General features: G+C 69.1%; 15 protein-coding genes. 7 read left to right on the top strand and 8 right to left on the bottom strand.

The genetic code is table 11. The features are described from left to right. Positions 1–52: 52 nt before the first annotated feature. The 3 genes from ACWDKQ_RS04585 to ACWDKQ_RS04595 all read right to left on the bottom strand — a co-directional run bounded on the left by ACWDKQ_RS04585 (position 53) and on the right by ACWDKQ_RS04595 (position 1,418). On the bottom strand, positions 53–310 hold the full coding sequence (locus tag ACWDKQ_RS04585; protein WP_450137371.1) for a hypothetical protein: 258 nt from the start codon (positions 308–310) through the stop codon (positions 53–55). Between the two features lie 320 nt (positions 311–630). Further along, a complete protein-coding gene (locus ACWDKQ_RS04590) occupies positions 631–933 on the bottom strand; it encodes a WXG100 family type VII secretion target (RefSeq protein ID WP_450137372.1) in 303 nt (100 codons plus the stop codon). Then, a complete protein-coding gene (locus ACWDKQ_RS04595; RefSeq protein ID WP_450137373.1) occupies positions 930–1,418 on the bottom strand; it encodes a hypothetical protein in 489 nt (162 codons plus the stop codon). The genes ACWDKQ_RS04590 and ACWDKQ_RS04595 overlap by 4 nt, the downstream gene beginning before the upstream one ends. 227 nt (positions 1,419–1,645) lie before the next feature. Between ACWDKQ_RS04595 and dxs the strand changes: the two genes are divergently transcribed. The 5 genes from dxs (at position 1,646) to ACWDKQ_RS04620 (ending at position 6,293) form a co-directional block, all read left to right on the top strand. Beyond that, positions 1,646–3,586, top strand: a complete 1,941-nt coding sequence (gene dxs / locus ACWDKQ_RS04600; protein ID WP_450137374.1) for a 1-deoxy-D-xylulose-5-phosphate synthase — start codon at positions 1,646–1,648, stop codon at positions 3,584–3,586. A gap of 158 nt (positions 3,587–3,744) precedes the next feature. Next, positions 3,745–4,431: a response regulator transcription factor gene (locus ACWDKQ_RS04605; protein WP_450137375.1), complete on the top strand. Its 687-nt coding sequence runs from the start codon at positions 3,745–3,747 to the stop codon at positions 4,429–4,431. Between the two features lie 4 nt (positions 4,432–4,435). Continuing rightward, entirely contained in the window at positions 4,436–5,578 is a 1,143-nt protein-coding gene (locus tag ACWDKQ_RS04610) for a sensor histidine kinase (RefSeq protein ID WP_450137376.1), read from the top strand. 23 nt (positions 5,579–5,601) lie between these two features. After that, positions 5,602–5,892: a type II toxin-antitoxin system Phd/YefM family antitoxin gene (locus ACWDKQ_RS04615; RefSeq protein WP_450137377.1), complete on the top strand. Its 291-nt coding sequence runs from the start codon at positions 5,602–5,604 to the stop codon at positions 5,890–5,892. Then, positions 5,892–6,293, top strand: a complete 402-nt coding sequence (locus ACWDKQ_RS04620) for a type II toxin-antitoxin system VapC family toxin (RefSeq protein ID WP_450137378.1) — start codon at positions 5,892–5,894, stop codon at positions 6,291–6,293. Before ACWDKQ_RS04615 ends, ACWDKQ_RS04620 begins: the two co-directional genes overlap by 1 nt. A gap of 225 nt (positions 6,294–6,518) precedes the next feature. Here the strand turns inward: ACWDKQ_RS04620 and ACWDKQ_RS04625 are convergent, their stop codons facing one another. Further along, positions 6,519–8,684, bottom strand: coding sequence for a 3-hydroxyacyl-CoA dehydrogenase NAD-binding domain-containing protein (locus ACWDKQ_RS04625; protein ID WP_450137379.1), 2,166 nt, complete (start codon positions 8,682–8,684; stop codon positions 6,519–6,521). Next, positions 8,681–9,922, bottom strand: coding sequence for a thiolase family protein (locus ACWDKQ_RS04630; RefSeq protein ID WP_450137380.1), 1,242 nt, complete (start codon positions 9,920–9,922; stop codon positions 8,681–8,683). The genes ACWDKQ_RS04625 and ACWDKQ_RS04630 overlap by 4 nt, the downstream gene beginning before the upstream one ends. A gap of 173 nt (positions 9,923–10,095) precedes the next feature. On the opposite strand from ACWDKQ_RS04630, the gene ACWDKQ_RS04635 reads away from it, so the two are divergent. Both ACWDKQ_RS04635 and ACWDKQ_RS04640 read left to right on the top strand, forming a co-directional pair. After that, on the top strand, positions 10,096–10,257 hold the full coding sequence (locus ACWDKQ_RS04635) for a hypothetical protein (RefSeq protein ID WP_450137381.1): 162 nt from the start codon (positions 10,096–10,098) through the stop codon (positions 10,255–10,257). 110 nt (positions 10,258–10,367) lie between these two features. Beyond that, complete coding sequence (locus ACWDKQ_RS04640; protein WP_450137382.1) at positions 10,368–10,697, top strand: hypothetical protein; 330 nt, start codon at positions 10,368–10,370, stop codon at positions 10,695–10,697. Between the two features lie 49 nt (positions 10,698–10,746). Here ACWDKQ_RS04640 and ACWDKQ_RS04645 read toward each other — a convergent pair whose 3' ends face one another. The 3 genes from ACWDKQ_RS04645 to ACWDKQ_RS04655 all read right to left on the bottom strand — a co-directional run bounded on the left by ACWDKQ_RS04645 (position 10,747) and on the right by ACWDKQ_RS04655 (position 13,789). Continuing rightward, positions 10,747–11,994 (bottom strand): HRDC domain-containing protein, encoded by a 1,248-nt coding sequence (locus tag ACWDKQ_RS04645; RefSeq protein ID WP_450137383.1) that lies wholly within the window; start codon positions 11,992–11,994, stop codon positions 10,747–10,749. Positions 11,995–12,088: 94 nt separating this feature from the next. Further along, a complete protein-coding gene (locus ACWDKQ_RS04650; RefSeq protein ID WP_010695004.1) occupies positions 12,089–12,805 on the bottom strand; it encodes a response regulator in 717 nt (238 codons plus the stop codon). A gap of 414 nt (positions 12,806–13,219) precedes the next feature. Further along, positions 13,220–13,789 (bottom strand): DUF3000 domain-containing protein, encoded by a 570-nt coding sequence (locus ACWDKQ_RS04655; protein WP_450137384.1) that lies wholly within the window; start codon positions 13,787–13,789, stop codon positions 13,220–13,222. Between the last annotated feature and the right edge of the window lie 351 nt (positions 13,790–14,140).

The following is a 14,140-nucleotide window of genomic DNA, read 5'->3' on the forward strand; positions in this document are numbered from 1 at the left end:
GGGGAAAGAACGACCTCACGGGAAACCGCGAGGCCATTAGCGGCCCCGTGCCCTACCGCCGACCGACGCCACCGCGCCAGTTCTCGACCCTCCTCTCCGGGTTCGACGGGGGTTGTGCCGACCCTTCCGAATAGGACCGGCTGCCGTCGTCGTACGGGTTGTTGTTGACGTTGTTCGGGCCGCCGTCGCCGGGTATGTGCTGGCCGTGGGTGGAATTGAAACCGCGGTTGTAGGGACTGTCCACATTGGCCCCGTGCACCGCGCCCTCCGATGACTTGGACCGCCAGCCCCGGTTGTTCTCGCCCGACACCCAGCCGTCGCCGCGGCCGTCGCATCCCGCGTCGCGTTCAGGCCCTCGTGCCGGCTCTGCATGCCGCCGGTCGCCCCGGCCACGCCGCCGGAGATCGCCCCCGAGGTGAGATCTCCCCAGCCCGGCGCTTCGCCGTGCAGGCCCTTGTTGATCGTGTTGCCCAGCATGCCGGACAGCGCGCCCTTGCCGGCCCCGTAGGCCGCGGCTTCGGCCCGGCGCAGCGCGGTCTCGTCACCTGCCGGCCAGCTGGCCCCCACGACGATCGGCGTCAGCCACTTCACCGCATCCGGAATCTCGATTCCCATGTGGATTCTCCGTGCTCAGCGGAAGCTGTCCGCGTTGTTGATGTCGTCGGTTTCCCAGTTCCTCGCGGTGTTGTCGAGCTCGCCGCGGATCTGGTGCAGGGCGCTGGTCAGTCCGGTGAAGGCATCGGTGGCCGACTGCGAGCCGGGCTCGTAGTCCCAGGCGAACTTCTGCCCGGCCTCGTCGTTGCCCCAGCACTCGCCTTTCGCCTGGAGCGCCCCGTTGAGCTTGTCCAGCGCCGCCTGCCGCTTGCCCGCCGCGCCGTCGAATTGCGGGGAGGCGGCGCGCAACGCCTCGGGGCGCACGTCGAATCCCGTCACCACAGGTCCTTTTGGAAACCGGACCGGGGTTCGAAGTCGTCCCAGTCGTCGTTCTCGGGCGGGTTGGGCGAAACCGGCAGGGTGGTCGGTTCCGGCGGAGCGGGAACCAGGTCCTCCAGCGACGGGGCGCCCGGGAAGAAGTCGGGCACACCCTCCTGCAACGGGGCCATCGCGGCGTCGGCCTTGGCGCGCGCGTCCTGTGCCGCCGCCTGCGAGGCCTCCAGGAAGCTCCGGGCCAGTTTCTCCGGCGTGCTGGACTTGAACGCAGATGGCGAGATCTGGACATCGGTGACGATGCCCACAGCGTTGGCACGGTCGCCAGCCCATCCGAGGAGGTCGCCTCGCCGGTGGCTGCCATCGCCGCCGCCTGCGCCTCCTGCAACTGAGAGGTCTGCCGCTGCAAGCCTTCCAGCAGCGATCACACCTGCTCGCACATTGCTGTTACGCGCCTCCAACTCGGCCTTTCGGCCATCTGAATTGGTCATTTCGGTCCTCCTGGGATGATCCGCCGAACGCTGGCCATCGGCCGTCCGGCGGAACACGAATGCGCGGGACCCTCGCTTCGGATCGCTCCGCGCTCCCTCATGCACCACACCGGGCCGTCGGCAGCCCGCTCCGTAGACTGAGGCGAGCTATGCATCGCGCGGAGCCAGGCAGCCAGCTGGCCCCAGCGTGCGAATGAACCGACCGGCACGACAAGTGAGGTGGAACGGTGACGCTGCTGGGGTCCGTGCACAGTCCGGCCGACGTCAAGAGCCTTAAGCACGCTGAGCTGGTGCAACTGGCCTCGGAGATCAGGTACTTCCTGATCGAGAAGGTGTCCCGCACCGGTGGGCACCTGGGACCGAATCTTGGCGCGGTGGAGCTGACCCTGGCCGTCCACCGGGTGTTCGACTCGCCGCAGGACGCCATCGTGTTCGACACCGGTCACCAGGCGTATGTACACAAGATCATTACCGGTCGGCAGGACGGCTTCGACCGGCTGCGCAAGCGCGACGGCCTCTCCGGCTACCCGTCGCGCACCGAAAGCGACCACGACCTGGTGGAGAACAGCCACGCCTCGACGGCGCTGTCCTACGCCGACGGCTTGGCCCGGTCCTTCCAGCTCAGCGGCAAGCCGCGGCACGCGGTGGCGGTCGTCGGCGACGGCGCGCTCACCGGCGGCATGTGCTGGGAGGCGCTGAACAACATCGCCGCCGACCAGGAGCGCCCGGTGGTGATCCTGGTCAACGACAACGGCCGGTCCTACTCGCCGACGATCGGCGGCCTCGCCGAGCACCTCGCCGCGTTGCGCTTGAACCCCAGCTACGAGAAGGCGCTGGAGAGCGGCCGCCGCACGCTTCGCAACCTCCCGGTGGTTGGGCGCTCGCTCTACACCGGCCTGCACGCGGCCAAGAGTGGCATCAAGGACGCGATCAGCCCGCAGGTGATGTTCTCGGACCTCGGCATCAAGTACCTGGGCCCGGTTGACGGCCACGACCTGCGCGCGATGGAGCACGCGCTGCAGATGGCCAAGTCCTTCGGCGGCCCGGTGATCGTGCACGCGGTGACCCGCAAGGGCAACGGGTTCGCCCCAGCCGAGAACGACCAGGCCGAGCAAATGCACCAGGTCAAGGTGATCGACCCGGAGACCGGGCTGCCGACCAAGCCAGCCCCGAAGAGCTGGACCGACGTCTACGCCGAGGAACTGGTGCGCATCGGAGCCGAGCGCCCGGACGTGGTGGCCATCACCGCCGCGATGCTCGGCCCGACCGGGCTGAAGAAGTTCGGTGAGGCCTACCCGGACCGCTGCATCGACGTGGGCATCGCCGAACAGCACGGCATGACTTCGGCGGCCGGGCTGGCGATGGGCGGCATGCACCCGGTGTTCGCGGTGTACTCGACGTTCCTGAACCGCGCGTTCGACCAACTGCTGATGGACGTGGCGCTGCACAGGCAGCCGGTCACGGTGACCCTGGACCGTTCCGGGATCACCGGCGACGACGGCGCCAGCCACAACGGCATGTGGGACCTGTCGATCCTCGGCCTGATCCCGGGCATCCAGGTCGCGGCGCCGCGCGACGCGGTGACGCTGCGCGAGGAGCTGCGCGAGGCGGTCGCTGTCGACGACGGGCCGACCGTGGTCCGGTTCTCCAAGGGCTCGGTGATCGAGGAGGTCCCAGCCGTGGAGCGGGTCGGCGGGGTGGACGTGCTGCGCCGCCCGACCGCCGGTGAGAGCAACGACGTGCTGCTGGTCGCGGTTGGCGCGTTCGCGGAGCTGGCGGTGGCTGCGGCGGAGCGGCTTTCGGCGCAGGGCATCGGGGTCACCGTGGTCGATCCGCGCTGGGTAGTGCCGGTGCCGGGGCAGATCGTCGAGCTGGCCGACCAGCACCGGCTGGTGGTCACCCTGGAGGACTGCGGGCGGCACGGCGGCTTCGGCTGGGCGCTGGCGGCGGCGCTGCGCGACGCAGAGCTGGACGTCCCGTTGCGAGACCTGGCGGTGCCGAACCAGTTCCTGACCCACAAGTCTCGCGACGAGGTGCTTTCCGAGCTGGGGTTGACCGAGCAGGACATCGCCCGCCGCATCACCGAGTGGGTCGCCAAACAGCGCGGGTCCCGCGTGTCGCTGCGTGTCGCGGCCGACAACGAGCGCCCGGAAGCGGCGAACGGCTGAGGCCGAAGAGCGTGATTTCAATATGGAAATCGAAGGTCCGATTTCCATAGAAATCGCACCCGATCGGTGTGTCAGGTACCCGACACACCGGAGCCTGTGGATAACTCGCCGCGATTTCCATTGAAGTTGCGGCCTGGCTGCTGTGGCAGGGTGAACGTGTGCGAATCCTGGTCGTCGAGGACGAGAAGCCGCTGGCCGATGCGATAGTTCGCGGGTTGCGCCGGGAAGGCATGGCCGTGGACGTCGCCTACGACGGCGAAAGCGGCCAGGAGAAGACGTCGATCACCCGGTACGACGTGCTGGTGCTCGACCGGGACCTGCCAGGCATGTCCGGTGACGAGCTCTGCCGCCGGCTGGTGTTCTCCGGCGAGCTGACCCGGGTGCTGATGCTCACCGCCAGCGGCACGGTCGAGGACCGCGTCACCGGGTTGTCCTTGGGCGCCGACGACTACCTGGCCAAGCCGTTCGCGTTCGCGGAGCTGATCGCCCGGGTCCGGGCGCTGGGGCGTCGCGCCACTCCGGCGCAACCGCCGCTGCTGACCGCGCTGGAGCTGGAGCTGGATTCTGCGCGGCGCACCGTGCACCGGCAGGACGGCGAGGTCGAGCTGACCCGCAAGGAGTTCGGCGTGCTTGAGGTGCTGCTGGCGGCAGGCGGCGCCGTGGTGAGCTCCGAGGAACTGCTGGAACGGGTTTGGGACGAGAACGCCGACCCGTTCACCACGACGGTGCGGGTCACGATGATGACGCTGCGCAAGAAGCTGGGGGAGCCGAGCATCATCGAAACCGTGGTCGGCTCCGGCTACCGGGTGCCGTCGGCAGGCCGCGCTGAGCACGCTCGGGACTGAGCCCATGAGCGCGGCCGCCCGATCGACCACCCGCCGCGGGCCGGGCCTGCGAACGCGGCTGACCCTGCTGGCGACGGCGCTGGTCGCCGCGGTCAGTGGGCTGCTGCTGTGGCTGGGATGGGTGCTGGTTGGCAACGTGGTGGCCGCGGTGCCCCGGTTGCCCGCGGGACGGGTCCGGGTGCACGGCGTAGATGTGCCTGCGGAACTGCTCGGCGAGGCGCTGCGCGACTCCGCGCGGCAGCAGGTCCTGCTGATCGGCGGGTTCGCATTCGTCGCCGTGGTGCTGGCGGCTGCGCTGCTGGCGTGGATGGTGACCGGCCGCGTGCTACGACCGCTGCACGACGTGACTGACGCCGCGCGCCGGTTGTCCGCGGAGTCGTTGGACGAGCGGATCGAGTTGACCGGCCCTCGCGACGAGGTCGCACAGTTGGCCGACACATTCGACGCGATGCTCGACCGGTTGCAAGCGGCGTTCGACTCGCAGCGCAGGTTCGTCGCCAACGCGAGTCACGAGCTGCGCACGCCGTTGTCGGTGATCCGCATGGAGCTCGACGTCACGCTGTCGGACCCCGACGCCGACGAGGCGGAGCTGCGCCGGATGGCCGATGTGGTCCGCGAAGCGACGGCGCGCGCGGAGCGGCTGGTGGAGGCCCTGCTCCTGTTGGCCCGCACGGAAGGTGTGGAGTTGGCGGTGAGGGAGCCGGTGGACCTCACCGAGCTCGTGGGCCGCGCGCTGCGCGCGGTGGAGCAGGAGGCGCGGCAGCGCGGACTTCGCATCAAGTGCTGCGAGGAGCCGGCATTCGCAGTCGGCGATCCGGCGCTGCTGGAGCGCGTGGCAGGCAACCTGCTGGAGAACGCGGTGCGCCACAACGTCGATGGCGGTTGGGTGGAGATCAGCACCGGCAGCGATCCACAGTGGACAACCCTGCGGGTGTCGTCGTCGGGGCCGAGAATCCTGGCGGGCAAAGTGGAATCCCTCTTCGAGCCGTTCCGCCGGGCAGGAGTCCAGCGAACGGCCCGAAACGGAGCGGGTCTGGGCCTGTCGATCGTCCAAGCGGCGGCGAAGGCCCACCACGGCCGAGTCCGGGCGGAACCCCTCCCAGCCGGAGGCCTCTCGGTGACGATCCAACTCCCCGCCGCACCGTGACCTGGATCGCATGTAGAACATCGGTGTTCTACACTCTGGTCATGAGCGAGGTGCCCGTCCGCATGTTGAACCAGGAGACGTCCAGCGTCCTGGCCAGAGTCAAGCGCGGCGAGGAAATCGACATCACCGAGCGCGGTGCCATCATCGCCAGGATCATTCCTGCGCATCCCCACCCTCTCGGCGAGCTGATCGCTTCTGGGAAGTTCCGCCCGCCAACTCTGGAGGGGTCGATGCCTCGGCCACTCGGCCCTGTTCGAACTGACGTGGACGCGGGCGCGCTCATCCGTGAGCTACGGGATGAGGAGCGCTACTAGTGATCTACCTCGACAGCGCTGCGCTCATCAAGCTGATAAGGCGAGAACGAGAAAGCGACGCCCTGGCGGATTGGCTGGAGCAACAGCCGAATGTAGCGCTGGTCGCATCTGCGCTCGTCGAGGTGGAGGTTCCGCGGGCACTAAGACGGTACGAGCCGAACTTGCTCAGCGCCGCCCCCGCCGTCCTGAAGAGGATCGGCGTCTACGACATTGACGACGTGGTACGAGCTACGGCCGCTGCGTACCAAGACGTCTCGTTGCGTTCACTCGCCGCGATTCACCTTGCGACGGCACATGCGATCTTCGGTTCGCGCCTGACGGCATTCGTGACCTATGACTATCGTCTCCACAAGGCGGCTGAAGATGTTGGATTGCCAGTCGCACAACCAGGAACGGTTTGAAGGACCGAAAGCTGCGAGCCGCTCGGCAACGGAGCGGGCTTGGGTCTGTCGACCGTCCAAGCAGCGGCTACGGCCCACGTTCAGAGCTCAAAGCCCGCTCATAGCCTAAAGCGCGGCCACATCGAGTTCGAACAGGGCCGGGTTCCGGTGATCCGCACCCTAACTTCACGCACGCGAACGGGGCCGCAGCGACATCGCCGCGGCCCCCGTTCGCACGTCCGGTTATCAAGCCGGGACGGAGGCCACTCCCGGGGCGAGGAAGCGCTTGCCGTTGACCTTCTCCGCGATGCCCGCGCGGTCCAGGTACGGCGTGATGCCACCCAGCCAGAACGGCCAGCCCGCGCCGATGAGCATGCACAGGTCGATGTCCTGCGCCTGCGCGACCACGCCCTCGTCGAGCATGATCCGGATCTCCTCGGCCAGCGCGTTCAGCGCCCGCTCGCGGACCTGCTCGGACGTCGAGGGCTTGTCGCCCTGCGCCCACAGCGCCGCGACCTCCGGGTCCACGACCTGCCCGCCCGTCGCCCGGCCACTGTCCCCCGCGGAGGCGCTTCGCGTCGCTGACTGACTGGACTCGTCGGTGATCCACACCGCGGACTTGCGAGCATCGACGAACCGCTGCATGTTGTCGCTGAGCTTGAACCGGTCCGGGTAGGCCGCGTGCATCGTTTCGTTGACGTGCTGTGCGACCGCCGGACCGACCAGCTGCAGCAGCACCATCGGGGTCATGGGAAGGCCCAGCGGCTCCAGCGCGTTGTCGGCCACGTCGAACGGCGTGCCCTCGTCGATGGTCGCGATGACCTCGCCCATGAACCGTGTCAGCAGCCGGTTCACCACGAACGCCGGCGCGTCCTTGACCAGCACGCACGACTTCTTCAGCTGCTTGCCGACCTTGAACGCGGTCGCCAGCGCGGCGTCGTCGGTTTGCTCGCCGCGCACCACCTCCAGCAGCGGCAGCACCGCGACCGGGTTGAAGAAGTGGAAGCCGACGACCCGCTCCGGGTGTTTCAGCTTCGAGCCCATCTCGGTGATCGACAGCGACGAGGTGTTGGTGGCCAGGATCGTCTCGGGGGAGACGTGCTCCTCCAGCTCGGCGAACACCTGCTGCTTGACAGACATCTCCTCGAAGACGGCCTCGATGACGAAGTCGGCGTCGGCGAACGGCTTCTTGTCCAGCGAGCCGGTGACCAGCGCCTTGAGGCGGTTCACCGCGTCCGGCGACAGGCGGCCCTTGGCGCCGAGCTTGTCGATCTCGCCGTGGATGTGGCCCAAGCCGCGTTCGATGCGCTCCTGGTCGACGTCGGTGATCACCACCGGCACCTCAAGGCGGCGCACGAACAGCAGCGCCAGCTGACTCGCCATCAGCCCGGCGCCGATGACGCCGACCTTGGTGACGTTGCGCGCCAACGACTTGTCGGGCGCCCCGGCGGGCCGCTTGGCCCGCTTCTGGGTCAGGTCGAAGGAGTAGAGCCCGGAGCGCAGCTCGTCGGACATCAGCGCGTCGGTCAGCGCCTCGGTCTCGGCGGCGTAGCCCGCGTCGAGGTCGTTGCCCCGGGCCAGTTCGATCAGCTCGACGGCCTTGGTCACCGCGGGGGAGGCGCCGTGGGTGCGGGATTCGACGATGCCCTTGGCGCGGGCGACGGCGTCGTCCCAGACCTTGCCGCGGTCGATCTTCGGGCGGGTAACGACCTGCTCGCCGTTGACCACCCGGACCGCCCAGCGCACGGACTCCTCCAAGAAGTCCGGGCTCTCCAGCAGCTCGTCGAAGACGCCCAGCTGACGGGCTTTTTTCGGGTTGAGCATCCGGTTCTGGCTGAGCGCGTTTTCGATGATCACCGTCACCGCGGCATCAGGCCCGATCAGGTTGGGCAGCAGCTGGGTGCCGCCCCAGCCCGGGAACAGGCCCAGGAAGCACTCCGGGAACGCGATCGCGCCCGCGTTCGAAGACACCGTCCGGTAGTGGCAGGACAGCGCCAGCTCCAGGCCGCCGCCGAGCGTCGCGCCGTTTACGAACGCGAAGGTCGGGATCTTCGACTCGGTGATCCGGCGGTACACGTCGTGCCCGGCCTGGGCGATCTGGTGGGCGTGCTCCCGCTCGGTGATCCGCCCGATCCCGGAGAGGTCCGCGCCCACGGCGAACACGAACGGCTTGCCGGTGACCGCGATGGCCGCGGGCTCGGCGGCGAACGCCTCGTCCAGCGCGGTGTTCAGGCTGGTCAGGCCGCCCGGGCCGAAGGTGGACGGGCGCGTGTGGTCGTGGCCGTTGTCGATGGTGATCAGCGCGAGCTGGCCGGCTAGGCCGGGCACGTCGACGAACCTGGTGAACGCCTTGGTCACCACTTCGTCGGGGAACAGCGCCGCGAAATCCGTCGTCGAAGTTTCGACTGTCATTGGGCGCCTCCTGCGTTGTAGTCCGGGTTCTCCCAGATGACCGTTCCGCCCATGCCGAAGCCGATGCACATGGTCGTGATGCCGTAGCGCACCTCGGGGTGCTCGGCGAAGTGCCGGGACAGCTGGATCATTAGCCGCACGCCGGAGGACGCCAGCGGGTGGCCGCAGGCGATCGCGCCGCCCCACGGGTTGACCCGAGGGTCGTCGTCGTCGATGCCGAAGTGCTGCAGGAACGCCAGCACCTGCACCGCGAAGGCCTCGTTGATCTCGAACAGACCGATGTCGTCGATGGTCAGCCCGGCGCGCTGCAGTGCCTTCTCCGTGGCGGGCACCGGCCCGACGCCCATCACTTCCGGCTCCACGCCGGCGAAGGCGTAGCCGACCAGCCGCATCCCGACCGGCAGGCCGAGTTCGGCGGCGGTGTCCACGTCGGCCAGCAGGCAGCCCGTCGCGCCGTCGTTGAGGCCCGCGGCGTTGCCCGGGGTTACTCGGCCGTGCGGCCGGAACGGCGTTTTCAGGCCGCTCAGCGCCTCCACCGTGGTGCCCGGGCGGGGCGGCTCGTCGGTGGTGGCCAGGCCCCAGCCCTGCTCGGAGCGGGTGGACACCGCGACCAGGTCCGGCGTGATCTTCCCGGCCCGCAGTGCCTCGTCGTAGCGCTGCTGGCTCAGGGCCGCGTAGGCGTCGGTGCGCTGTTTGGTCAGCGTCGGGAACCGGTCGTGCAGGTTCTCCGCGGTCGAGCCCATGATCAGCGCCGACGGGTCGACGATCTTGTCGGAGACGAAGCGCGGGTTGGGGTCGACGCCCTCGCCCATCGGGTGGCTGCCCATGTGCTCGACGCCGCCGGCGATCGCCACGTCGTAGGCGCCGAAGGCGATTCCGCTGGACAGGGTCGTCACCGCCGTCATGGCGCCAGCGCACATCCGGTCGATGGCGAAGCCGGGGACCGACTTGGGTAGCCCGGCCAGAAGCGCCGCGCTGCGGCCGATGGTCAGACCCTGGTCGCCGATCTGGGTGGTGGCGGCGATGGCGACCTCGTCGATGCGTTCCGCCGGCAGTTCCGGATGCCGCCGCAGCAGCTCCCGGATGACCTTGACGACCATGTCGTCGGCGCGGGTCTGGGCGTACTGGCCCTTCGAACCGGCCTTGCCGAACGGCGTGCGTACGCCGTCGACGAAGACCACGTCCCGAACCGCTTGGCGGCTGCGGCTGTCGGCGGGTGCCGACGCAGGTGCGGCCACGGCGTGCTCCTCACTGGCTTGGTGGATGGTTGCCGGCCGGATCAAACGGTCACTACCGGTCGGTAACCGCACTCTAGTGCTTATTACCCACCAGTAACCATACGGGCTGACCGTGTCGGCTGTCTCACATCATGATCAGCGCCACCGTCGGTGGCCACTTCTAGGCTGACCCCGTGCTGTACGTCCCTTCGGCGGTGGCCCCGGATTTGGTCTCGGACCTCGTGACCGGTTGGACTGCGGACGTGGCGGGCGCTGCGACGATCGTGCCGGACGGTTGTGTCGACGTGCTGTGCATCAGCATGGGCGTGATCCGCGTTTGCGGCCCGGAAACATAGGCGTGGTCGTACGCCGTGCCGCAGGGCACCGAGGCGGTCGGCGTGCGATTCCGCGCGGGGCGGGCGGGCAGTGTCCTCGACTTCGATCCCGCGAGCTGCGCAACAGGCGGGTGTCCCTGGACGACGTGCTCGGCTCCCGGGCCCAACGGCTCCTCGGCGACCAGATCGGGGCCGCCGAAGACCAGGGGAGCCGGCTTCGCGTCCTCCAAGAACACGCTCGCGAATGGCTCGGGGCGGCGGCTCCGGAGGACTCCGCTGCCGAGACCGTCCGGCGAATGCTCGAGCACGCCAGCCGGACGACGGTCGCCGAGATGGCCGAGGCCACCGGCCTCTGCGCGCGGCAGCTGAACCTGCGATGCGTCTGCGGCCCAGAAGTCCGCATCTCCAGCGACGCGCCCGAGCAGGACCGCCTGCTTGCCTTCCTCGGCCGCAACCCGTAACCGACGATCCCGTGCGGCGGCTCCGTGTGGAACCGCCGCACTGCGGACGTCAGTCCGTGGCCGTCGCATGGAGGGCCTTGCTCAGGGGCTCGGCCGTGAGGTTGATCTGCCACTCGCGGGCGCCCTTGTCGCGCAGCAGCTCGGCGACGCCGTAGGCGCTGCGGTCCTCCGGCGGGGTCCAGCAGGTCCGCCGGACCAGGTCGGGAAGCAGCAGGTTCTCCACCGGCAGGCTGTTGCGCTCGGCGATCTTCGACAGCGCCGAACGCGCTGCGGACAGCCGCGCCGCGGCCGCCGGATCACGGTCGGCCCAGCGGTTCGTCGGGGGCGGGCCCTCGTGCGGTGAGGCCGGGGCTGGCAGCTCGTCGTTCTCCAGCCGACGCGCCGCCCGCAGGGCCTGCAACCACATCGCGGCCCGGCGCCGCTGCTGACGCCCGCCGAACACCGGCAGGGCGACGAGGTCGGCCTCGGTCTTCGGGTTGGCTTGCGCGGCCTGCACGATCGAGGAGTCCGGCAGTACGCGTCCTGGGGCGAGATCGCGGTCCCGCGCGACGTTGTCCCGGGTCTCCCACAGCTCTCGAACGGCCGCCAGCTGGCGAGGATTGCGCACCCGGTGAATGCCGGACGTGCGGCGCCAAGGCTCGGCACGCGGCGGGGCGGGCGCTGCCGTGCGAACCGCCTCGAACTCCTCATGTGCCCAGCCCAGCTTGCCCTGCCGCTCCAGCTCGTCGCGCATCGCGTCGCGCAGGGCGGTCAGCAGCTCCACATCCAGTGCGGCGTAGACCAGCCAGTCCTGGGGAAGTGGTCGGCGAGACCAGTCCGCCGCGCTGTGGCCCTTCTCCAGTCGGTAGCCGAGCATGCGCTCCACGAGCGCACCGAGCGACACGCGCTCGAACCCGGCGAGCCGACCAGCCAGTTCGGTGTCGAACAAGCGCGACGGACGCAGGTCGAGCTCGGCGAGGCACGGCAGGTCCTGCGACGCCGCGTGCAGCACCCATTCCGCGTCGGCCAAGGCCGGCAGCAGCGGATCAAGCGCACCGTTGAGCGCGATCGGGTCCACCAGCACGGTGCCGGCGCCTTCTCTACGGAGTTGCACCAGGTAGGCGCGTTGCGAGTAGCGATAACCCGAAGCGCGCTCGGTGTCCACGGCGACCGGTCCGGTCCCCGCAGCCAGTACGTTCGCGGCCGCGTTCAACGCGGCCGGTGTGTCCACCACCGGCGGCACGCCGTCGGTGGGTTCGGTCAACAACACCGGCTCCGGGCGGTCGGACCCGACGGTTTCGGGGCTTGCAGCTTCCACGGCTACCAGACCTTACGTGCTTCGGCCCGCGCCGTGGGCCACTCCATCCGAGCTCGTCGGGTCGACCGCCCGATGCGGGTGCGTCAGCGTCCGGTCATCGGATCACGCCAGCCCGCATGGCTAGCGCAACCATCTGTGCCCGGTCGCCGGTGCCCAGCTTGCGCCCTATCCGCGACAGGTGGCTCTTCACCGTGAGCGCGGACAGGTTCAGGGCCTCGCCGATCTCCTTGTTGGAGCGGCCGTCGGCCACCAACTGGAGCACCTCGACTTCACGCCCGGACAGCTCGCGAGGCGTGTTGTCCGTTCCCGGCACGCGGGTACCGGCGGCAAGCACCGGCGCCACGCTGGGATCGGCATACACGCCGCCGTCGAGCACGCGGCGCACGCCGTCGGTGACCACCATCGGCGAGGCCGACTTCAGCAGGTACGCCTGCGCACCTGCCTGGAAGGCAGCCCGGACCGCATACGGGTCATCGGACGAAGCGAGCACCACGATCCGTGGCCAGCCCTGGCTCCGGAGTTCGGTTACCAGCTCGATGCCGGTCCCGTCCGGGAGCCCGAGATCGAGAATTGCGAGGTCGCAAGGACCAGTCGCCAGGGCGCGAGCCCTGGCTTCGGCCATGGATGCGGCCTCGTGCACCGTGCCAGCGCCCATCTGCAGCAGCCGGGCGGCGATTGCCTCCCGGAGCAGCGGATGGTCGTCCACCACGAGCACCGTGAACAGCTCTTCCCGCGGGTGCGGGACCATGTTGGCCGGCAAAGTGCCGGCGGGCGTGGTTCGAGCGGCCTGACCTAAGCCGACGGCAGCCACGTCACTACCTCCCTGGAGTCGGTCGTGCCCCCCGACCGGCACCGGGACTCTCGACCAATCAGCCGCGCCACTGATCGACCGAAAGTGGTGTCGTCGGGGGCAGCGTAACCGCCCAAGCGGGTCAGCGGGACGATCAATCGGGTATCTATCCCGATCGAGTTGTTACCTGAACATGCCCGTATCGCTCTTTTGGGTGACTGTGAGCTATCTCCGTAACGTCGGAGCGTGGCCAAGCGACGTAATACGAACGCGGATTGTGAAAAATTTGCGTATTCAATGGTTTGGGCGCCTCGCGGGTCTTCGCGAAAGGAAATGGCGCTTCGGCGTGTCGCCCGCCGCGGGGGAGGGGATCGGTTGCGCCGAACCTTACGCGCCGGAGTCGACCGGCACAGCCGGTGATCGGGCGATCCGGATTCAGTCTCGCGGAGCTGTGCCGCTGGGCCGCCCGCCGAGCATCGAGACGCCTTCCGGGGGCAGCCCCGCTGCAGTCGCCATCAATTCGTGGAACGCGGCTGCGTGCGGTTCCAGCTGGGCGTCGGTGGCCGTCCAGGAGCCGCGCAGTTCCAGATCATGGCTGCGGGTCGGGCCCGCGATGTCGCCGAACCGGGCCGACGAGGTCAGCGTGACCGTGCCGCCAAGGGCGGTCCAGGACGCGCCGGAGTCCTCCAGCGCGTCGGTCAGCCACGACCAGCCCACCGCTGGCAGCAGCGGGTCGGTGGCCAGCTCCGGGTCGAGTTCGGCCCGCAGGTAGACGACGAGCCGCAACGCGCCGTCCCACGCCGCCTGGCCTTCCGGATCGTAGAGGAGCACCAGTCGAGCGGTGGCGAGCTCGTCGGCTGGCCCGTTCGCCTCGGCGGCGAGCGCATGCGCCCAGGGCGCCAGGCGCTTCGGTGGCCCGACCTCGCTCAGCTCGATCTCGGCCCGCGGGCGGAACGACGTCAACGCGGCAACAGCCTGCCGGAAGACTTCGGGCGTCGCCGACATCTCCGTCACGCCGCCGACTGTAGGCGGCCGAACGCGGGTGGTGGCGGAGGCACGCCGAAAGATGGCATGTGATGAGGACCGCCTCAGCGCAGGCGCAGGATTGAGTGCGTCACATGTTGTTCGGGAGCTTGAGGGGTCCCGATGACTATCGTTGGCGGTTTTGGCGTGCACCGTGATCCTGCTGGCTAATTCGGCGGGGGGCTGGTCGCGGGAGTGGTCCGGTTCTACCTCGCCAACCGGTGTGTGGTGGACGGCCTGTTCGCATCGGTCGACGACACGAACGTCTGTTCGCTTCATGCCCGCACCTTCCCAAACAGCCCCAACAGCGCGCCGAAATTAACCAGCAGGGTC

The organism is Saccharopolyspora sp. NPDC000995 (assembly GCF_053599315.1).

Excerpts from the sequence above, each read along its gene's own strand:
- ACWDKQ_RS04595 (WP_450137373.1), bottom strand. The coding sequence starts at position 1,418 with ATGACCAATTCAGATGGCCGAAAGGCCGAGTTGGAGGCGCGTAACAGC.
- ACWDKQ_RS04610 (WP_450137376.1), top strand. The coding sequence starts at position 4,436 with ATGAGCGCGGCCGCCCGATCGACCACCCGCCGCGGGCCGGGCCTGCGA.
- ACWDKQ_RS04625 (WP_450137379.1), bottom strand. The coding sequence starts at position 8,684 with ATGACAGTCGAAACTTCGACGACGGATTTCGCGGCGCTGTTCCCCGAC.
- ACWDKQ_RS04655 (WP_450137384.1), bottom strand. The coding sequence starts at position 13,789 with ATGTCGGCGACGCCCGAAGTCTTCCGGCAGGCTGTTGCCGCGTTGACG.